We start from the raw sequence: 20,604 nt of genomic DNA, 5'->3' as shown, positions 1-20,604 counted from the left end.
GCCACCGCAGTGCTTTTACCCCCAGTTCGAGGCTGACTGGTAGGTACCCTATTCCGCTGAATGGGTGACCGGCCTACGGTGTGCTCACCGCTCCCAAAAGCGGCATCAGGAGGCTGTACCGTGCAGAGCGCACTCCGGCACCAGAAAAAGTCGCGACGCAAAAAAGCCTGGCATCTCACCCTCGTCAGCCTGCTCTCCCTCGTGCTTATCGGTGCCGGAGCGGGCGGGGTCGGTGCCTACAAACTCAGCCGATCCTTCGACGACCAGGTCGCGACCATCGACCAGGTATTTCCGCCAGCGAGCTTGCGTCCGGCTCCAAGCACCGGGGTAGCCGCCGAGGCCCGGAACATTCTCGTGCTCGGCTCTGACAGCCGCGGCGTGCACAATGCCTCGATTAGCGACCTCACCGGCCAGCGCTCCGACGTGATCATGGTTGTACATATTCCGGCCGATCATGAAGGGGTCTGGGTCATGTCGATCATGCGTGACAGCTGGGTGGAGATTCCCGGCCGCGGCCAGTCCAAAATCAACGCCGCGCTCTCCTGGGGTGGGGTGCCGCTCGCTGTCCAGACCGTGGAAAGCTTGATCAAGACCCGCATCGACCATGTCGCCGTAATTGATTTTGAGGGCTTCCAGGCCATAACGGATGCCCTCGGCGGCGTCGAAATAGACAACCCGGTCGAGTTTGAGTCTTCCAAGATCAAGGGACACACCTTCGCCGTCGGCAAGCAGGTCGTGACCGGTACCGAGGCGCTGGCCTACTCGCGCGAGCGCTACGCCTTCGCCGACGGTGACTTTACCCGGGTGCGCAACCAACAGCGTTTCTTCAAGGCCATGCTGAGCACCGTCATGAGCTCCCGCACCGTGACCAACCCCGCTACCGTAGTTGACCTGATCACCGCGGTCACCCCGTGGATTGCAGTGGACGACGGCCTCGACTTCGCCCTCCTGGCCGGCCTCGAACTGCAACTTCGGGACCTGCAGGGCAGTGACCTCACATTTTTCACTCTGCCCACCAGCGGCACTGGAATATCCGACGATGGGCAGTCCTTCGTCCATGTCGATAGAGGCGCGCTGGCACCCCTGCAGCAGGCTTTCCAGACCGACACACTCGCAGACTATCGACCCTAAAAATACCGGCTGCGATACCATCCTGAGTTTTTCTCGTGTACATTTCGCTTGTGAAAGAGATACAGACCGAGAACCGCGAGTGGATCAACTTCGCCAAGGGTGCGGCGATTATTCTCGTCGTGCTCTACCACTCGTCGTTATTCCTGAACGACCTCGGCCTGGCCGGCAGCACCCCACGGTTGCGCCTCCTGCTGAGCTACTTTCCCATGCCGGTTTTCTTCTTCATCGCCGGACTCACCGCGCGGCGTATGCTCACTTGGAATCTGAAGGACCTCTGGCGTCGGCGCTTGCTCGTGCTCGTGTATTTATACCTGCTCTGGTCTGTCATCCGGGTCGTGTTCTACCTCGTCGTGCCGCACCTGCGCGGCACCGAGCGGTCCCCGACCGACCTGCTCAATCTTGTCCTGCTGCCGGTTTGGCCCACCAGCAGCTACTGGTTCATCTGGGCTCTGGCCATCTTCACCCTGCTTGCCTGGCTTCTTCGTAAGCTGCCGATCAGTTTGCAACTCCTTCTCGCCGGCGTCGTCGCGATGCTCTCGACAACGCCGGGAGTGCTCGACCTCGACAACGTCGGCTGGGACCGCGTCGCCGCCAACTTCATCTTCTTCATCACCGCCGTCTACTTTCCCCACGCCATTTATCGCCTGGCCGCCCGCGTGCGCGTCTGGCACGCGACTGTGCTCGTCGCTGCCTACGTCGGCCTCGCCGTGCTGCTCGTACCGCTTCATCTCTCCCGCGTTCCGGGGTTGATCCTGCTCGAAAGCATGGTTGCCGTCGCGATGGGCGTCACCCTGGCCACCCTGCTGGTTCGAGTGAGATGGTTGAACTTTATGAGCACGCTCGGCCAATACAGCTTTCAAATCTATCTACTGCACCTGTTTCTCGTGGCCAGCGCCCTTGCGCTCCTGGCACCATTCGCAGAGTCCCCCTGGCTCGAACGTGCCGGGAATGCCCTGCCGTTCCTGCTCGCCGCCATTGTGCTCGTCGCCTCGCTCTACCTGGCCAAGCTCCTGCGTCGGTTCTCGTTCCTCTGGGTCAGTCCGTTCCGCAAACGCCAGGCCAAGTCGGTCCCGCGTCGGGCTCATTCAAACGGCGACCTGCTGTGAAAAAATGTCGTGCGCTCGAGGCATGCGTTGGTTTGCTCGCTGTAGGTCTTGTGCTGAGCGGATGCGCTGCCACCACGCCCGTCGCGCGTACGCACAGCGACTCGGTCGTGCTGCAGAACGACCTGCAGTACGGCACGGTAAGCGGTCAGAAGCTGCTGCTGAACGCCTGCCTGCCCAAGAGTTCCCAAGCTCCCACAGCCGCCATGATCCTCATTCACGGCGGCGGCTTCGACAGCGGTACCAAAGACTTCGGCGGTATGAACGCGCTCTGCTCGGAGCTGGCCGACGGGGGTATAGCCGCCTTTTCGGTGGATTACCGCCTGGCGCCCGAATTTGCCTACCCGGCACAGGTGAACGATGTCACCGACGCGCTCGCCTGGCTTCGGGAGAGCGCTCAGGTCGCGGAATTCGGCATCGACCCCGAACGTATCGGACTGTTTGGAAGCTCCGCGGGCGCGATCATCGCCTCCTCGATCGGCACCAAGGGCACGGGCAGCCTCACTGGCGACGGTCGGGTCGCGGCGGTCGTGGCGATGTCTCCGGCGGTCGACCTCACCGAAAACGGCCTCCTGCTTGGTGACCCGTCAAAAACGGCGATTGACTCCATTCTGCAATACCTCGGCTGCTCCGACTTCACCGACTGTTCAAATTCCCGCGAGGCGTCGCCGTTGTACGCCGTGGACAAGACCGACCCGGCGTTTTACATCGCCATTTCAGAAAAAGAGCTGGTTCCCGTGGAACAGGGCAAAGCCATGGCGTTAGCGCTTAAAAGGGTCGGTGTGCCCGTCACCCTAGACGTGAAAGCCGGTAAAAGACACGCATTGGAACTCCTCGACGAGGCCACAAGAATGAGGATTCGTCAGTTTCTGATCGAAAATTTAGTCGACTCCGCAAGACGGACTGATTAAAACCTCAAGTCTGACCGTCCATAAGTGAGGATTTTTATGCCAACATAGGATCTTGTCGTCGTGCACCCGAAGCACGACGCGTCGATTATGCGGGGAGAAGTGCTCATGGAACTGAAGCGGCTGGTTCGAATACTCCGAAAGCGATGGATTCTCATCGTTGCTTTCACCCTGCTCGGCGTGGTCGGTGGAGCAGCCGCCGCGCTGCTCACCCCCGTGCAGTACCAGGCCTCCACCCGCGTATTCGTCGCCACGCAGATTCAAAACGGGTCAACTCCCGGCGACCTGGTACAGGGCAATAACTTCGTAGTGCAGAAGCTGCCGTACTACCTCGACGTCGCCACGAGCCCCCGCGTGCTCGACCCGGTGATCGCCAGACTCGGACTCAATGAGAGTGCGGTTGACCTGGCCGAGCGGATCACGGCCACGACCCAGCCCGGCTCGGCCGTTATCGAACTCAGCGCTCTCGCCTCCACAGCGGATGCCGCCCAGCAGCTCGCGCAGGCCGTGTCGGAGAGTTTCACCGACGTTGTCATCAACCAGCTGGAAAAGCCCGCCGATGGGGGTGCTAGCCCGGTGACAGTAGGCGTGCTCGACCCCGCGGTCGCCCCCAACAACCCCGCGCTGCCCCAGCTCTACCTCAACCTCGCCGTCGGGTTGTTCATCGGTCTTCTGGGCGGACTGCTCACCGCACTGATCCTCGGGTTGCTTGACCGTCGCATCTACAACCGCGACGACATCGAGCGATTGACCGTCGTTCCTGTGCTCGGTGGTATCCCGCTGGAAGCCCGCGGTAATGCGATCATCTCGCCCGACGGTGCGTCCACCGCCCGCGCCGAGGCCTTCCGGGTGCTGCGCACCAACCTTGAGTTCGCCGACGCCGACACTGGCCGCCGCAGCCTCGTTGTAACCTCTTCCGTTTCGGGCGAGGGGAAGACAACCACGCTCGTCAATCTCGCGATCGTGCTGGCCGAGAGTGGCGCGACGGTTGCCGTCATCGACGCCGACCTGCGCACGCCCCGGCTGGCCGACTACCTCGGACTCGACGCCGATCATGGACTGACCGACGTGCTCCGCGGCGACGTGCAGCTCAAGGAATCCCTGCAATCGTGGGGCGCGGAGCATCCGCTCACCGTGCTGTCGTCGGGCAAGATCCCCACTAACCCGAGCGAACTGCTCGGATCGACAGCCATGGGCACGGTGCTCGATGTGCTGAGCAGCAGTTACGACTACGTGCTCCTCGACGCCCCGTCGGTGCTTGCGGTGACGGACGCAGCCGTGCTGAGTCGCTGGACCGGCGGCACCATTCTCGTCGTCGGCGCTAATCGGGTGCGCGAGCCCGAACTGCTGGCCGCCTTCGACGCGCTGAAAGCTGTCGGCACGACGCCCCTCGGCGTAGTGCTGGCTATGGTTCCCACCCGCGGTCCCGATGCCCTCGTGCGTGACGGCGGCTTCGCGGCCTCTTCCCGCCCGGCGCCTCGTGCCACCCCAGCGACCGACGCGGACAAGAACGACTCGAGTCATTCGACCCCGCCTGACAGTGAGTCTGCCCCATCAGCCACCGCCACCCGCGTCACCTGGTAGGCCCAGCGTTCCATTGCGTTTAGGCATGTTCGAAGCAGTTCTGCAAGGGCTTTACCCGAAGGGAGCCTCAGTGTCCGTGCACTCGTTCAACCCGATCGATTCGTCGCCCTCCCCGCAACGAAAGCTTCTGCTCGTCGCTTCCACCGGAGGGCACCTGGCCCAGCTGGTGCGGCTCGCGCCGGGGCTCGGTGCCTCGCCCAGTTCTCTCTGGGTCACCTTTGATTCCGTGCAGAGCCGGTCGCTGTTGGCCGGCCAGCGGCGCATCCATGTGCCGTACGTGCGTCCGCGCGATTACCTCGGCATGATGCGCGCGGCCGGCATCGTTCGCCGGGTGCTCAAACACGAAATTTTTGAGGGGGCCGTGAGTACCGGCGCCGGTCTCGCCGTTGCGGCGCTCCCGCAGGCCGCCATCAGCGGCGTGCCGAGCCTGTATATCGAGAGCGTCTCCCGTGTCGAGGGGCCGTCACTCAGCGGGCGGATGCTCGCCGCCAGCCGTCTGGTCAGCGTGCGCACCCAGCATCCGGCCTGGGCGACCAACCGCTGGCGAACGCACCCCAGCGTGCTGTCCACGTACCATTCGTTGGTTCGGGCCGCACCGGTACGCCCCAGTCTGTTCGTGACACTCGGTACCATCGAGGGGTACCGTTTCGATTCCCTCGTCGATTCCGTGCTGGCGAGTGGTCTGGCCGACGAGCGCACCGTTTGGCAACTCGGTTTCACCACCGACCGCATCGATCTCCCCGGCCAGGTACACCAGATGATGCCGACCGCGCAGTTCGTGGCCGTCGCCCTGAACTCCGACGTCGTGATCACCCACGCCGGTGTCGGTACCTTTATGGGGCTGCTCGAGCTGGGCATTTTTCCGGTAATCGTGACCCGACGCAAGCACCGCGGCGAACACGTTGATGACCACCAGATGCAGATCGCGGAGCTCGCCGAATACCTCGGTATTGCCAAGGCCGTTGACTCGCCCGACCTGACGGCTGACGTCATCCGCTTCGCTGCCGGCCGTGCCATCGACACCGGCGTGCGCATTCCGCTGCCCAGCGACCGATGAGTCAGAGGGCACCTGCCGAGCGGATGGTACGCGAAATATTTGTCCCCGCTCGCGGCCAATATGACAACATCGGCGACATTTTGCTGCGTCGCCAATTGCTCGACTGGCTACGGGGGAGCGGCCCGCTGCACGTCTATGTCGGCGAGGCACCCGACGGGTATGCCGAGGGGCTCGGCCTCACCTCGGGCGACGTGCAATATCGTTCGTTTCGGCGCTGGTACGCGGCGGCGCTTCGCAGCGCGGCCCGCGGCCAGGCCTCGTACGTCTTCAAACCCGGCGAGATTCAACTGACCCTGGTCGGCATGAAAGAGCACCTCGCCATGCTGCCGGTGCTCGCACTCGTGCGCGCCCGGCACGGCCGAGTCGCCCGGGTTGGTGTGGGCAGCCGCAACTTCGCGCCGCTGCCGCGTGCGCTGATGGGACCCTCGATCGCGCTGTCGAACGTGTCGTTGTGGCGGGACGCTGCCACGGCCGGGTATCTCGGCCGGGGCAGCATCATGCCCGACCTGGCCTTCGCAGGTGCCAGCAGCGGTGCCGATTCAAGCGGCACAGCGCGCCGCGACGTGCTCGTGGTGTCGATGCGCTCCGACCTCGAGTACCCGAGCGTCGCCTGGCTCGCCGGGGTGCGCGCCGTCGCGGCCGACAATGGCTTGCAAATCTGGTGTGTCACCCAGGTTCTGCGCGATGACAACAAGTGTGGTCAGCTGGCCGCCGACCTCGGTGGCCAGGCGCTGCGCTGGAACGGCACCGGCCACGACGAGCAGGAGCAGCGATTGCGTGACTTGTATCGGAGGGCGGCGCTCGCCGTCAGTGACCGCCTGCACGTGCTCGTGGGCGCCCTCACCGAGGGAGCGGTCCCGGCCGCGCTCCTCGTCAACGCAAAGTCAGACAAGATTGCCCGGCATTTCGCGGCCGCCGGGCTGCACGATGTGAGCATTGTCAGCGCGGGCTTGACCGCTGCGCAGATCGCTGCTCGACTGCAGAACCTGCTCGGCCGCCGCGTGGCCATCCTGGCCGGCCTGGCCGAGGCGCAGGAGGAATTACACACCGTGCGTCGCCTGCTTGACCAGGTGCTGACCAGCGAGTCCGCGCGGTGAGCCTCGCCGAAGCGGGCGACACCGACCCGATCGAGACGGAACCGACCACCATCGTGCCGCCATCAGCCGCAGCGGTTGCTGCCTCCCGCGCCGCCTCCACGCCAGGGCCGGCCCTCGTTCCGATTATTCCCTTTGTCGCGGCGTCACCGGCCGAACGGCTGACAGCGGTGCACATTGGGCGCAGCGGCGAGGTCGCCGGCGGCATGAGTCAGGTCGTCAACGGCTATCTGGCCCATTCCTTCGCCGATTTCGACCTGCGCATGGTGTCCTCGCGCGATGGCAGTGGCGGGGCTCGGGCGGCCGTGCTTGCGGTATCCGCTTTCTGGAAGGTGTTGCGTCTGGCTCGGCCCGAGCGAACCGTCGTGATTGCGCACCTCTCGCAGGGGGGGTCCTTCGCGCGTGAAGGAGCGCTGCTCGCCCTCGCTCACGCGCGCGGGTTTAGCACGATAGCTCAGTTGCACGGAAGTTCTTTTACCGATTTCGCCGAGAAACGGCCCGGTTTGGTTGGAAGCGTCCTACGCGCGGCCGACGTGGTGCTGACCCTGTCGGCCGAGTCGCGCGACGCGGCCGCCGAGTTCGTGCCGGGGGAGCGGGTCGTGCTCGTGCCGAACGCCGTCGCCGACGGCGTGCGCCGCGACATCGAACCGCTCGTGGTATTCGGTGGCGCCGTCAGCACCCGCAAGGGCGTCGACGTGCTCGTGGCGGCGTGGCAGCGGCTCGCGGCCGAGCATCCGCTCTGGAAACTGGTGATTGCCGGCCCCATCGGTGACCTGCCTGCCGTACCGCTGGTGCACGGCGAATTCGTGGGGGCGCTCAGCCATGAGGCACTGATGAAGTTGCTCGAGCGTTCAGCGATCGCCGTGTTGCCCTCTCGCGACGAGGCCATGCCGATGTTCATTCTCGAGGCCATGGCTCGCAGGAACTGTGTGGTGGCGACGCGGGTCGGCGGCGTGCCGGCCGTGCTCGCCAACGGTGTGGGGGTGATCGTGGAACCCGGCGACGTCGACTCGCTCGAAGAAGCGCTGCGACACGCGATGACGGATGCCGCCTGGCGCGCAAAGAAGGCGGAGCTGGCCAGATCCGCCTTCGAGGCTGCCTATTCGGCTGCCGCCGTCTTTCCGCTGGTCGAGCGCAGCTGGAAGGCTGCGCTCGACCGACGATCAGAACGTGTTGCTAGGAAATACAGGCCTGGCTAGCGAAACCGGACCCGGCAGCCGTGACGGTGTTCGAGCAGTAGACCTTGGTGCCGCTGGTGCCCTTGGTTCCCTGCTCGTGAATGAAGAAGCCGTAGCCGGCGGCGCCGACCGGGGCGGTGTTGCCGTAGAAGATGTTGCGGAGACCCCAGCCGGCGACACTCCCGTTGACCGCGAAGCCGTGCATGGTGCTGTTCTTGCCCGTGTTGTTGTAGATGCTCCAGTCGTTGCCCTTGACCTTGACCCATTCCTCAGCGCGCGGCATGGCGCTGGCGCCGTCGATAATGTTGTCGCGGATGATGCCGCTGGAGGTGCCTTCCTTGACCTCGATCGGCTGGGCGCCGGTGAGGCTGATGTTGTTGGCCATGAGCAGCGTGCGATCGGTCTTGTCGGGCTGGCAGCTGGTCTGGGCGCACCAGTTGGCGTCTGAGGTTCCGATGTAGATGCCCTCACCGTAGAACGGGTCGCGCTTGCCGGTGTTCTTGATCGTGTTGCCGACGACCTTGCTGTCGGTGGTGAAGGCACGCAGGTGAATGCCTTCGTAGCCGATGTTGTCGACGAGCGTGTCCGCGACGGTGACGTTGCTGCTGCGGATGACGCTGATGCCCTTGAGGCTGTTCGTGACGGTCATTCCGGCGATCACGAGGTTGGAGGAATTGGAGACCTGGATGCCGTGGTTGTTCTGGATGCTGCCGACGTTGACCACGGCGCTGCGCGGTCCGCAGACCCAGATCGGGTTGGAGGCCGTTCCGTTCGCGGTCATATTGATCTGCTCGTTGTAGGTGCCGGGGGCCATCTTGATGACGGTTCCGGGCTGGGCCTGGGAGACGGCCGTCATGAGCTCCCTAGCCGTCGTCACGTTGACGGTGGCAGCGGGGCAGTCAGCGTAGCGGTGGGTACTGATCGGAGCTGCGGTCGGTGCCGTGCTCGGCACGGCTGACACGATGAAGGCGTCGACGATGCTGCTGGTACCGGTGGACCGGGCATCTTTCTGCCCGGTGCGGGTCACGGTAATGGTGTGTGTACCCGCCGAGAGGCTGGTGGTGCTGAACGCGTTCTGCTTGTAGGCGGTGGTTGCTGAGTAACCGTTGACCGTGGCGACGTTCTTGCCGTCGATCGCGACGGTGCTTGTGCCCGCGCTGCTGGTGAGGCGGGTGATGAAGGCGACGCTCGATCCCTGGAAGGTGAACGAGGCGCTACCCGCCGTCGTGGAGAACTGAACTCCGCCGCCCGAGTCGTTGGTCGAGCCGGACGTGCGCCAGGTGCCGTTGTACTTGACTGACGCGGAGTCACCTTCGAAGGTGGTCGAACCGGACGGAGCTTCCACGGGAGCGGTGGCGCTCGGGGCCGATGCAGGCGACGGGGCCGATGCAGGCACCGATGCAGGCGTTCCGGAAGGCGCCAGGGTGACAAAGGCGTCGACGATGCTGTTGGTGCCCGTGGAGCGCGCATCCTTTTGGCCGGTGCGGGTCACGGTGATGGTATGCGTACCCGCCGAGAGGCTCGAGGTGCTGAACAGGCTCTGCTGGTACTTTGTCGAGGCCGAGTAGCCGTTGACCGTGGCGACGGTCTTGCCGTCGATGGTGATAACGCTCGTGCCGGAGCTGCTGGTCATGCGAGTGACGTAGGCCACCGTTGAACCGGTGAAGGTGAGCGAAGCGCTCGACGTGGTCGAGGCGAATTTGATGGATCCGCCGTTGTCTGACGGTGAGCCCGTCGTGCGCCAGATACCGGAATACTTCACCTCTGCTGAGTTGCTGTCGACGACCGTGGTGCCGGCGGGAGCTGTGGCAGCGGAGGCTGAAGCGACGCCGACGGGGATGACGGCGGTGAGCGGAACCAACGCGGCGATAGCGACGGCCGCGATGGTGGCACGTCGTGCAATGCGGGGGAACAACATATGGACCTTCCGGATGTTCATGGACAGGATGGTTACGTCCGTGAACCCGAATGGTCCTGACGCAGGTGATCTTCGTGATGTCTGGCGCTCGTGCTGCCGTGATCACTTCGTCAATTAGCGTCTGAGCTGCTGCGCGTTACCCGTGTGTAAATGGGTTTGTGGGCACAAAACACACGGATGCTGCGGACCTACGTCGCGTGCGCGCGCGTGCCACGGTGAGCGTCGGGTCGAGCTACCGTGAGAAAAAAACTGAGATGGCCTCAAGGATATCGCTCTGATCAGTGCTATTGCCCATTGTGGGCTATGCTCCGTGAAGGGGGGTCGGGGTTTCTAGCGGTTTGACAGGTTTGCCGTGGGCGGGAAACCGTCATTGCTGAGAAAGTGCCGAGAGTCTAATTGAAACCGTTGAGGTCTCGTCATTCTGCAAAGTTTTTGCGTCTGCCGTCGCATGAAAGCGGCCCCCAGCCCAAGCGGGCATGCTGGGGGCGTTCGTGGTCGGCTACGGAGTGCAGGCGATGTTGGTCAACCCTTTCCCGGCGCGGGTGACCGAGTTTGAGCACGACACGTCCGTGTCGCTGGAACCCTTGCGGCCCTTCTCGTGGATGAAAAAGGCGTAACCACCGGCGTTCACCGCCCCCACGTTGTCGGTGAAGGTGTTGTGAAGACCCCAGCCGGCGACGCTTCCGTTGACCGCGAAGCCGTGCAGGGGGCTGTTGGAGCCCGTGTTGCCATCGATCATCCAGTTGTTGCCCTTGACCTTGACCCACTCCTGGGCGGCGCTCATGCCGTTGGCTCCGTCGATCATGTTGTCGCGAACGACGCCGTCCGAAGTGCCCTCCTTGACTTCGATCGGCTGGGCCCCGGTGAGGCTGATGTGATTGCCCAGCACGAGCGTGCCGTCGGTTCGGTCGGGCCGGCAATCGGTCTGGTCGCACCAATTATTTTCGGACGTACCGATGTAGATCCCCTCGCCGAAGGGCGCGCTGCGCATTCCGGTGTTCGAGATGACATTTCCGACCACGGTGCTGTCGGATGTGTAGGCGCGCAGGTGAATGCCCTCATAGCCGATGTTGTCGACGCGGGTGTCGGCGATCGTCACGTTCGTGCCGCCGATCACGCTGATGCCCTTGAGACTGTTCGTGACGGTCATGCCGGCGATGACCAGATTAGAAGAATTCTTGATTTGGATGCCGTGGTTCTTCTGGATACTCCCGACGTTGATCACGGCGTCGCGCTGGCCGCAGACCCAGATCGGGTCAGCCGCCGTTCCGTTGGCGTGCATGTCAATCTGACCGCGATAGGTTCCGGGGGCCATTCTGATAACGGTGCCGGGCCGGGCGCGGTCGATGGCCTCCCTCAGCTCGTCGACGGTGTGCACGGTCGTCGTGGCAGCGGGACAGTCGGCGTAGCGGTGCACGGTCGGGGACGGCGCGGGTGCGAGGATCGGTGCTGGTGCTGGTGCTGGTGCTGGTGCTGGTGCTGGTGCTGGTGCTGGTGCTGGTGCTGGTGCTGGCCTGGACGTGGCGTTTACGACGAACGCGTCGACGATGCTGTTCGTGCCGCTCGCGCGAGCGTCTCTCTTGCCGGTGCGGCTGATCTTGATGGTGTGGGTGCCGCCCGACAGACTCGTCGTGCTGAAAACTGTCTGCCTGTGCTTAGTTTTCAAAGAGTAGCCGTCCACAGTGGCGACAACCTTGCCGTCGATTGCGACGGTGCTCCTTCCCGAGCTTTTCGTGGTGCGTGTGATGAAGGCGACGCTGGTTCCCTTGAACGTCATCGACGCGCTGCCCGCACTGGACTGAAATTTTACGGATCCGCCGCGGTCGGCGGCGTTGCGCGTACTGCGCCAGGAGCCGGTGTAGCTGATCTTTGCCGAGGAGCTGTCGATAACTGTGGGTGCGGGTGCGGCGGTGGCTTCGCCGCCCGGGCTCGGAATGGTCAGCGACGCGAGAACCGCGACGGTGACGGCAGTGAAGGCGGCAACGGCGAGCATGGCGCGGCGGGCGGGTGTGCGGGGCAAGGCTTTGCGGGGGTCACGGTAACGAAGAAGGGGCACGGTAGGGTCCTCCGGAGAGTCGGGGTCGCGAACGAATAGCTGGGGCGCGATTCTGCGCGGATGCTGGCGGTGCCGTGTCGCATATAGCCGGGTGAAGATTCGGCTGTGCCCGTTACTGGCCCGGCCGTTGCGTGATGCGATGCGTATTCAGCGTTCGAGGACCGAGACCGAGACCGAGACCGAGACCGTAGGGACTATTCGGATTGAACTGTGACTTTGAGCTTATCGAGGCCCAAAGTCGAATCCGTTTCACTTTCCTGTGAAAACACTCAGAAAGGCGACTGTGCGTAACAAGGCTCGAACGCTGTCCCGCATCCTGCGAGGTCCCATTAGTTACCAAGTCGGCAAGTGTACAGTTGCCAATATGGAAAATCCTGAGGTAACCGCCACCGAGGCCCGTCGCGCTCTTGAGCAACTCGGTGCAGATCGTGGCCGTGCCGCCGTGCGCATCACTGCCCCATGGTGGTACCAGTTGATCGAGGGGCTGCTGCTCGCCGCGTTCGTGCTGTGCTTCGCCCTGGATGACGCGGGCTTCTATATCGGAGCCAGTGCCATCGGGTTCATCTATATCTCACTCGGTTTGCTGCGCCCTGTCTTTACGCGCACGACGGCCGAGCCGTGGTCTGATGCCCGCACGTGGCGCGCCGGGCTCGTGCAGGTCGCCGTGATCCTGCCAATCATCGTGGTGAGCGTCCTCGCTCATCGCCAGTTCGACCTGCTGTGGATCCTGGTCGCCACGGCTGCCGTCGTTCTCGTGCTGAAGCTCGCGTTGGGAGCCCGCATGGAGCGAGCTTTCGCGCGGTCGGTGGTCCAGGGTGACTGACGGCGAACCGGCGGACCAGTTCAACGAGACGATCCACGGTGCCGTGCGGCTGCGCGTATGCGCGATGCTGCACCGGCTAGGCACCACGGAGTTCCGGCTGCTGCGCGAGAGTCTTGAGGTGAGCGACCCCACGCTCAGCAAACACCTGCGCATCCTCGAGGCCGCCGGCTACGTCGACATCATCAAGGGAATCGTCGACAGTCGCCCGCGCACCCGGGTGCAGCTCACCGAATCCGGCCGCGGGGCTTTTCGAGGCCACGTGGCCTTCCTGCGCACGATCACGGGCGCGATCAACGCCGAACCGTGAGTTTTCGGACCCCACCGTCGCCGAGCCGTGAATTGCTCCTGGAAAATCGATTGAAAGCGCCAAACTCTCACGGTTCGGCGGCGGAAAGTCACCGCTCGACGAAGCAAATGCCGCCGCTGACGGCCTGGCGAGTGCGTGCCAAAACTCGCGACACCGCTTAGGCGGCACCCTGCTTGGCGGCCAGGCGCAGCAACTGATGATGCAGCGGAATGCTCAGCTTTGCCGTGCCCGCCAGCGCTAGTCGTTTCCAATCGCGTCGGCGCGCGGCTAACAATATGAGGCGCCAGGTCAGGCGGGAACGCAATTCGGAGACGATCTCGTCCCGCTCTTCAGCATCGTACGGCCCGGTCAGCGCGTCCTTCAGCCCGGAGAGCAGCACGTAGCGCAGCCGAAAATAGCCGTACGAGTTAGAACCGATGATGCGGGTGTCCAGGGTGATCGCCGCGCTCGTGATGGCTTGCTCCACCAGCAGAAGCGACTCGGCTCGGCGCAACCCTGAGCGGATGATCGACCCACTACGCACAACATAGGAATAGAGGGAGTCGCTGATGAATGCCACGCGATCGGCGGCGGCGAGCAGTTGGGCCACCATGGCCAGGTCGGAATGCACGCGGGTCGGGGTGAACTCGATCTCCTTTGTGAGAGTACGGCGGAACAACTTATTCCAGAGATGCCCGGTCAGCTTGCCGTCGAGCAGCAGCACAAAAGCCTCTGCGCCGGTGATCGGATCGTTTACAAGTGGCGCAACCAACGGGCGCCGCTGGCCGGGGTAGACATACGTCGCACCGCAGACGATCACGTCGGCGCCCGTAGACCTGGCCGCCGCCACGAGCTTCTCCAGCGCAGAGTCCGCCCATTCGTCGTCACAATCGACGAACCACACAAACTCGCCCCGACTCTCGGCCACCGCTCGTGCCCTCGCCCGTGCGACGCCGCCGTTCTGCTCCTGGCGAAAGTAATGAACGGCGGCGTGCGCTGCAGCCGCTCGCAGGCCGATCGAAGCCGTCTTATCCGTTGAGCCGTCGTCGACCACGATGATCTCGAAATTGTCGATGGTTTGCGCCAGGAGTCGTTCGATGGCGCTTTCCAGAAACGCGGCGGCGTTGTAGGCCGGCATGATGACGCTGACAACCGGCGAGCCCGCCACGTGTGCCCCGGTCATGCTGTGAGCTTTTCAATAGAACGGGTCAGCTCCCGTAGGGAAGCGCGCGCCTCGACGACGTGGCGCAGAATCGGCTCCCGGCGACTGATCACGTCGCGCGCCCGGCGCTCGAGTGCCGCGGGGTCGGGCAGAGTCCAGCCGATCGTGGCGCCCTTGATGCCGACCGCGTCGAGGGTGCGAGCCGCCTTCGACTGGGCAGCATCGGCGATCACGAGCGGCAGCGCGCCCTCGCTCAGGCCGATCACGACAGCGTGCAGCCGGTCGCTCACCACGAGCAGTGACCGCTGGTAGACCGCCCGTAGTTTCTGCTCCTGAGCGAGATGGTCAGGACCGTCCCAGACCAGCGCCGTGCCGCCGAGCTTGACGGCCAGTTCCTCGGCGAGCGGCCCGTCTCGTTCGATCTGTGACACCGTCACGATCTCGAGTTCGAGGGTATCGGCCAGGCCGCGCAGTGCCGCCAGCCACGTGTCGTCGGGGCGCCGCCCGTTGTAGCGCACCGACACGGCCAGCAGCGGGCGAGAAGCGGTTGACGCGAGCAGATCAACATCTTCTGCCCCCGTAGCGAAGGCCCAGTCGGGAGCGATGCGGCCCAGGCCCATTGTGCCGCGGCTGTAGGTGTCACGCCAGGCCACGAGGTCGCACAGGCGCAGTGTTGCCGCCACTGGAATGCGCCAGCGCGTCTTCTGCCGCACGCCGAACCCGGCGTGTACGGCATGCCCGCCGCGCAGCCGGTTGAGCGCGAGGTGGGGCGCGAGGCGCAGGTAGCGCAGAGCATAGGCGCGCTGCAATTCCATTTCGCCAGCGTTAAAGGCGTAAACGGATGCCTCCCGCAGAGTCGATCGCGAAATCTCGCGTCGCCATTCTGCGCTGGTGCGGTACACCCGGTCTTCGTCATGCAGGCCGAGCCCGCTCAGGTAAAAATCCGATCGGGCCCCGACGAAGACCTGCAGTTCACCGGCGCCTCGAAGTGCATCGAGAAAGGCCCGTCGCAGCACGGTATCGCCGACGTTGTCGATCTGGCCCATAGCCGAAGCGAAGATTCTCATGCGCGTTCCACGACCCGAAGCAAGACCCGTTCCAGGTCGCCGCCGCTCGCTTCCTCCGAAAAACGAGCCAGCCAGGGCTCGATGTGCTCGAGGGGGAGGTCCACCGCCCGCAGAATGGCGTCGGCAAGGTCCGCTGGATGCGCGGACAGCGCTAGTTCGCCCGTGATGCCGGGCACAATCGCATCCGCTACCCCGAGGGCCCCCGAAACGGCAACCGAGGGGTAGCCGGCGGCGGCCGCTTCAACGAGCACGTTGCCGAAACCCTCCCTGCTTGAGGTAAGCAGTGCCACCGAGTTATCGCCGAAGTGGTCGAACCAATTTTCGACCCAGCCGCGATGGTGAAAGGTCACGTTTTCCTGCCGGGCTGCGGCCTGTACGTCGTCGAGCAGCGGACCGCCGCCGAAGGAGACGACCTCGACGACGATGCCGCGACGGGCGAGCTCGGCGGCGGCCGCGATGGCGAGCAGCGGCCGCTTTTGCGCCACGAGCCGGCAGGCCAGCACGATCTGAATGCCATTGGCTGATCCTGGACGGCGTTCGGATCGCGCCACGATCGTCGTTCCCCCCGGCTCGACGAGTTCCGTGCCGTCGTCGCCCCCGACCTGGGCGTGCGCCCCCGTCGTGCCCTGCCCGCGCCGGGTGCCGCGTAGTTTTGCCGTTGCGGGGTTGGCGACGACGGTGATGCGGTCACCGTGCACTCCGAAAGCCGCGATCATCTCAGCGGCGACCGGATGCGAAATGGCGATCACGTGGTCGGCCCACGGATACAGGCGCTTGGCAAACCAGATTTTCACCCGGTGGGCAAGATTCGATCCGGGCAGCCCGAGCGACACCAGGTTGCGTTCACTCACGAGCACGCGGGGGCGCAGGCGTGCTGGCATCAGGTGAGCGGCCGTCAGCAGCACCAGGTTCGGGTGGGCCTGTAGCGATATCGCCACGTCGGGCTGCCAGTCGAGCAGGCGGCGCCGAAGTGCGGTGGCCTTCTGCAGGTGCCCGCGCTGCCCGGACAGGGAGAAAGCCGCGACACCATCGGGCAGGTACTCCGGCTTCACCTCAGCGGAGGTGAGCACGACAGCCACCTCGTAGCCCTGGTCGGCGAGCCAGCCCATCCAGGTGCGGGCCACGAATTCTGCCCCCCCACCATGCAATGACGGAATAACGAAGAGGATGCGGCGGAGCGAGGGATGCTCGGGCGCGTAATCGGGCGGGGTCTGCACGGAGAGTGTCATGCGGGGCCTTGTCTGTGGGAAGTCGGGCTCGGGGCCGTGAGGGTAAAAGGATGGGTATGCGTAGCACTCGGCAAGCCCGAGAAGTTCAGGGCGGCCAGGCGCTGCACCTCGGGCAGCCGCGCAGCCAACCGGTCGCGATACCTCTCCCGATCGGCCAGCACCGATAACACCACCGGAATCATGCGTCCGGCCAGGCCGACGCCCGGCTCGACGCACAGTTCCTGCGTGTCAAAAAGCCGCATCATGCCCGCGACCTTGCCCTGGGTGGACAGCGCGACGGCAGGCACCCCGTGGAACATGGCCTGCACGGCGAGGTGCATGCGGCCGGTCAGTACGATTTCGGCGCCAGCACACAACCCGCGCACTTCGGCCGGGGTGAGCAAGCGATTCACCAAAACAACGCGGGAATCGGTCACTCGGGCTGGCGGGGCCAGAGGATCAGTCTCAGTCAACCGATCGAACACGGCCCGGCAGGCGGCAGCGTCGTCGCCGCTGGTGCGCACGACGTGCGGCAGCAGTACCACCTGAAGTCCCGCCTCCAGCAGCGCCGTCACGATCCGGGCGTACTCTGTGGTCTGGTCGAAACTGCGGCCGACCAGAGCGCTGGCATTTACGACGGCATAGCGGGCCGGCGTGGCTCCGAGATATTCCGTTACGGCGAGGGTGGAGTTGGTCCGGGCCGCGAACACGGCATCGGCGACGTCGACCACGGTGTCGAATCGATCGGCGCGGGCGCGCGCGCTGGAGACGGGGTCACGCAGTTGTAACCGCGTTCCCATGCGGCCGGCCCGCGCGAGCGACCGCCGCACTCCCACGTTGGCGTGGCCGTTCCAGCTGAAGCCGAGGATGCGCGCTTCGACGCCGACGCTGCGCGCCAGACTCGCAATATCCGCTCGCCGGGCGGAAGCACGCACGCTGTACGCGCCGTCCATAATGTCGGCGCCGATCACGGTCAGCGACCGGGCGCCGCCCAGTACGGGAGCCAGCACTGCCATGGCCTGCCGGTGCACCCGACCCTTCCCGTAGATGAGGTGTGGAATCGAAACGAGTTGCGCTCGCCGGGCGTGCTGCAACGGAATCTCTATGTCGGCCGGCCGCCGCACAAGCACCTGCACCGGTCCGGTCACGTTTTCGAGGAAGGCTTCGACCATGGCCTGGTCGCCGATGTTACCCTCCCCGGGCGGGGCGACGAGCACGTGCGCGAGGTCACCGCGCACATCGAACGGGCGCAGTCGGCTGATCGCGCGTTTCAGAGCGGCACGATCGCGCAGGAAAGGCAAAGTGGATGCCGCGGCCAAGCCGTGCACCACCCGGTCCAGCCGGCGGATGATGCGCAAGCGTGTGCGCCCCATTTTTCGGGTCCGGGTGGGGGTGTGGGTGGGCGTTAGCTGGTCGGTGTCGACGGTCGCGTCGACGTCACCGTCTTTCGACGCCTTCGCTGAGCGCAGAAAGCTGCGCGCCTGGGCGATCGAGCGCACATCCTGGCGGAAGGTCGGCCAGACCAGCATGACCAGGCCGATCGCCGCGAGCAGGGTGACACCGCCGAGCGCGACACGCGCGAACGGCAGGTCGATCGGAATCCACTGCACGGCGGCCCAGCTGATACCGGTCGCGAAGCCATAGCCGAGAATGGCGCGTACGCCGGCCAGGAACATGGCGCGCGCTGGCGCCGTTGTGACCCGGCTGATCCACAACAGACCGATCGGCCAGATCAGCGCGACGCCGAACGAATACCCGGCGGCGACGCCGTGAACGCCCCAGAGTGAGCCGACCAGCACGAACACGACGAGCAGCGGCCGGGTGGCGAGGGCGAAATAGAGGTTTTGCCTGGTGACGCCCTTCGACAGGAATACCCAGTAGGTCGCGTAGGCGGCGGCCTCGAAGAACCCGGCAATGGCGAGAATCTGAAAAATCGGGGCGGAGCCGAGCCAGTTGCTGCCGAGGGCGATGCTGATGATTGGGAGGGCCTGGGCACAGGAGAAAGCGAGCACGATGGTGACCGCGTGCAGCATGATGGTCTGCCCGAGCAGAATAAACCGGTCGTATTTGGGCGGGTCGTCCTGCAACCGCGCCAGCACGGGCAGGGCCACCCGGGTGGATGGTGCGTTTATCTGGTTGAGCGGCAGCAGCAGCAGCTGGAACGCGCGGTTGTACAGCCCGAGCGGCCCGGCACCGAGGGTCGCGCCGATCACGATCGAGTCCGTGTTGCGGCTGGCGTAGCCGAGCAGTTGGGTGCCAGCCAGGTTCGACCCGAACATGATCAGGTGACGCATCGGCGCGGCACGGTGATACCAGCCGGGAAACCAGTTGGTGACTGGGATGAGAATGATGATGGTCAGAATGCCCTGGCTGAGCTGCTGCCCGGCGAGGGCCCAATAGCCGAAACCGTTCAGCGCCATCACGATGCCGATGGCGAGGCCACCGACCTGGGCTCCGATCTCCGACCCGGCGAGGGCCTTGAAATGAAAATTGCGGTTGAGGTCTGCACGAAACTGGGTGGCAAGGCCGTTGAGCAGAAAGGTGGCCGCGAGCACCTGGGTGAGCAGCACGAGCCGGTCGTCGCCGTACAGGGTAGCGATGAGCGGGCTGCAGAGCACCGCCAGCAGCATGAGCGCGAGCCCGATCAGGCTGTTGATCCAAAACAGGTTGTTTTTTTGGTGCCGACTCAGGTCCCGCACCTGAATGGCGGCCGACGACAGCCCAAAATTACGCAGCACTTCGCCGACGCCGATGATCGCGGCGACCGATGCGACCAGACCATAGTCGCTCGGGTCGAGCAGTCGGCCAAGTACGACGATGCCGCCGAGCTGCACGCCGATGCGGATGAGCTGGCCGACCAGTGTCGTCGACGCGCCGCGTCCGGCGGTGCGGCCCAGGCCGGCGGTGGACCGTGGCTTCTCGGGCAGCTCAGGTGTTTCGGGCGCATCGGGCGGAAGCGTCGCGGTCAACGGATGCTCCGCCCGGCCAGTTCCAGCGCCCGCAGGTAGGTTCGATAACTCTGCAGGCCGAGGGTATTCCAGTCCCGATCGTCGAGGCGCGGGCGCGGGCGGGAGCCGGCGGCGCGCATCCGCTCGAGGGTGCCGCGTAAAATCTCCGGTGTGAGCTCGCCGTCGTAGAGGTAGATCCAATCGGGCCCGACCTCGTCGGCCAGGGCCCGGTTCGACGGCGTCGACGGCACGAGCACCGGGCGATCGAGCGACAGCGTCACGAGCAACACCCCCGAATTATGCATTTCGCGGTAAGGCAGCACGACCAGCTCGCACCCGCCGACTTCGACCACTAATTCTTCGTCGGACACGAAGCGCAGCACCGAGCTAATGCGTGCATCCTGTGCGGTTTCGGCCGTGATGATCTCGCCGAGACCGCTCGATGGCCGCCCCACAACGCGGAGCGTCAGGTCCGGTCCCGGCAGCGCCCGAAACACCTGCAGAAGAGTCTCGACGCCTTTATACGGGCGAATGAGCCCAAAGTAGAGGATGCGCCCACTGATCGAATCGGGCCGCGGCATGTCGCTGAAGCGGTCACGGTAGTGGCCGTGCAGAATGGTGACCGCCCGGGATTCGGGCTCCACCGGCGTGGTTGGGTTCAGGCGGATGACCAGCGCCGTGCGTGCGTCGAGCGCGTCGAGAGCGCGGGTCTCGGCACCCGCGCCGGCTTCGTGCGGGGCCAGGTTATGCATGGTTCGCACGATAGGAATGTGCTGCAGCCGGGCCCGCAGCAGCAGCGCATACAGCGCCCCGCGACGCAGCCGTGCCTTCACAGGGCGCGGCGCGCGAATGAGTAACTCCGGCCAGTGCACGTGAAGAACGTCATAACGGCCGAGCAGCGCGGTGCGCCAGGTGAAGAAGCGCATGGTCACTGCATCGGGCGCCCCCTCGACCACCTGGTTGACGTACCGGGTGGTGCCGTCGGGCGGGCTCAAGGATTGCAACACGGTGATGTGTGTCGTGCCTGTATTCATCACGCCCATATCTGTCACGGGCCGGTGAAAACGACCGGCGAAACTGA

The 20,604-nt window shown here is 64.8% G+C and carries 16 protein-coding genes; 9 read left to right on the top strand and 7 right to left on the bottom strand.

What is annotated here, in order from left to right; translation table 11 throughout:
- Positions 1 to 120 precede the first annotated feature (120 nt).
- From E3T51_RS01610 to E3T51_RS01580, 7 genes are all read left to right on the top strand, one after another.
- Positions 121 to 1,131: an LCP family protein gene (locus E3T51_RS01610; protein WP_166806348.1), complete on the top strand. Its 1,011-nt coding sequence runs from the start codon at positions 121 to 123 to the stop codon at positions 1,129 to 1,131.
- Between the two features lie 50 nt (positions 1,132 to 1,181).
- Positions 1,182 to 2,237, top strand: coding sequence for an acyltransferase family protein (locus E3T51_RS01605; protein WP_166806347.1), 1,056 nt, complete (start codon positions 1,182 to 1,184; stop codon positions 2,235 to 2,237).
- A complete protein-coding gene (locus tag E3T51_RS01600) occupies positions 2,234 to 3,145 on the top strand; it encodes an alpha/beta hydrolase (protein WP_166806346.1) in 912 nt (303 codons plus the stop codon). The genes E3T51_RS01605 and E3T51_RS01600 overlap by 4 nt, the downstream gene beginning before the upstream one ends.
- A 60-nt stretch (positions 3,146 to 3,205) precedes the next feature.
- Positions 3,206 to 4,726, top strand: a complete 1,521-nt coding sequence (locus tag E3T51_RS01595; RefSeq protein ID WP_134526605.1) for a tyrosine-protein kinase domain-containing protein — start codon at positions 3,206 to 3,208, stop codon at positions 4,724 to 4,726.
- A gap of 70 nt (positions 4,727 to 4,796) precedes the next feature.
- The gene (locus E3T51_RS01590) at positions 4,797 to 5,783 is read left to right on the top strand and encodes a glycosyltransferase (RefSeq protein ID WP_198417819.1); all 987 of its coding nucleotides are present in this window, start codon (positions 4,797 to 4,799) and stop codon (positions 5,781 to 5,783) included.
- Positions 5,780 to 6,880: a polysaccharide pyruvyl transferase family protein gene (locus tag E3T51_RS01585; RefSeq protein ID WP_206751168.1), complete on the top strand. Its 1,101-nt coding sequence runs from the start codon at positions 5,780 to 5,782 to the stop codon at positions 6,878 to 6,880. Before E3T51_RS01590 ends, E3T51_RS01585 begins: the two co-directional genes overlap by 4 nt.
- Positions 6,877 to 8,076: a glycosyltransferase family 4 protein gene (locus E3T51_RS01580; RefSeq protein ID WP_134526596.1), complete on the top strand. Its 1,200-nt coding sequence runs from the start codon at positions 6,877 to 6,879 to the stop codon at positions 8,074 to 8,076. Before E3T51_RS01585 ends, E3T51_RS01580 begins: the two co-directional genes overlap by 4 nt.
- On the opposite strand, the gene E3T51_RS01575 is transcribed toward E3T51_RS01580, so the two are convergent.
- On the bottom strand, positions 8,054 to 9,994 hold the full coding sequence (locus E3T51_RS01575) for a right-handed parallel beta-helix repeat-containing protein (protein WP_134526593.1): 1,941 nt from the start codon (positions 9,992 to 9,994) through the stop codon (positions 8,054 to 8,056). The genes E3T51_RS01580 and E3T51_RS01575 overlap by 23 nt on opposite strands.
- Positions 9,995 to 10,472: 478 nt before the next feature.
- Entirely contained in the window at positions 10,473 to 12,029 is a 1,557-nt protein-coding gene (locus E3T51_RS01570) for a right-handed parallel beta-helix repeat-containing protein (protein ID WP_134526591.1), read from the bottom strand.
- A gap of 364 nt (positions 12,030 to 12,393) precedes the next feature.
- Between E3T51_RS01570 and E3T51_RS01565 the strand changes: the two genes are divergently transcribed.
- Both E3T51_RS01565 and E3T51_RS01560 read left to right on the top strand, forming a co-directional pair.
- Entirely contained in the window at positions 12,394 to 12,852 is a 459-nt protein-coding gene (locus E3T51_RS01565) for a hypothetical protein (protein WP_134526588.1), read from the top strand.
- The gene (locus E3T51_RS01560; protein WP_166806345.1) at positions 12,845 to 13,159 is read left to right on the top strand and encodes a transcriptional regulator; all 315 of its coding nucleotides are present in this window, start codon (positions 12,845 to 12,847) and stop codon (positions 13,157 to 13,159) included. The genes E3T51_RS01565 and E3T51_RS01560 overlap by 8 nt, the downstream gene beginning before the upstream one ends.
- A gap of 157 nt (positions 13,160 to 13,316) precedes the next feature.
- On the opposite strand, the gene E3T51_RS01555 is transcribed toward E3T51_RS01560, so the two are convergent.
- From E3T51_RS01555 to E3T51_RS01535, 5 genes are read right to left on the bottom strand one after another with little or no spacing between them, the layout of a single operon-like run.
- Entirely contained in the window at positions 13,317 to 14,321 is a 1,005-nt protein-coding gene (locus E3T51_RS01555; protein WP_134526585.1) for a glycosyltransferase family 2 protein, read from the bottom strand.
- Positions 14,318 to 15,367, bottom strand: a complete 1,050-nt coding sequence (locus E3T51_RS01550) for a polysaccharide pyruvyl transferase family protein (RefSeq protein WP_134526582.1) — start codon at positions 15,365 to 15,367, stop codon at positions 14,318 to 14,320. The genes E3T51_RS01555 and E3T51_RS01550 overlap by 4 nt, the downstream gene beginning before the upstream one ends.
- Positions 15,364 to 16,596 carry a glycosyltransferase gene (locus tag E3T51_RS01545; protein ID WP_134526579.1) on the bottom strand — a complete coding sequence of 411 codons (1,233 nt, stop codon included), beginning with the start codon at positions 16,594 to 16,596 and terminating at the stop codon, positions 15,364 to 15,366. Before E3T51_RS01545 ends, E3T51_RS01550 begins: the two co-directional genes overlap by 4 nt.
- Complete coding sequence (locus E3T51_RS16645) at positions 16,593 to 19,544, bottom strand: oligosaccharide flippase family protein (protein ID WP_166806344.1); 2,952 nt, start codon at positions 19,542 to 19,544, stop codon at positions 16,593 to 16,595. The genes E3T51_RS01545 and E3T51_RS16645 overlap by 4 nt, the downstream gene beginning before the upstream one ends.
- A complete protein-coding gene (locus tag E3T51_RS01535) occupies positions 19,541 to 20,560 on the bottom strand; it encodes a glycosyltransferase family protein (RefSeq protein ID WP_166806343.1) in 1,020 nt (339 codons plus the stop codon). The genes E3T51_RS16645 and E3T51_RS01535 overlap by 4 nt, the downstream gene beginning before the upstream one ends.
- Positions 20,561 to 20,604: the final 44 nt, after the last annotated feature.

Source organism: Cryobacterium serini, from assembly GCF_004404025.1.
GTDB lineage: Bacteria > Actinomycetota > Actinomycetes > Actinomycetales > Microbacteriaceae > Cryobacterium > Cryobacterium serini.
This window is presented reverse-complemented; position numbering and strand designations above follow the sequence as displayed.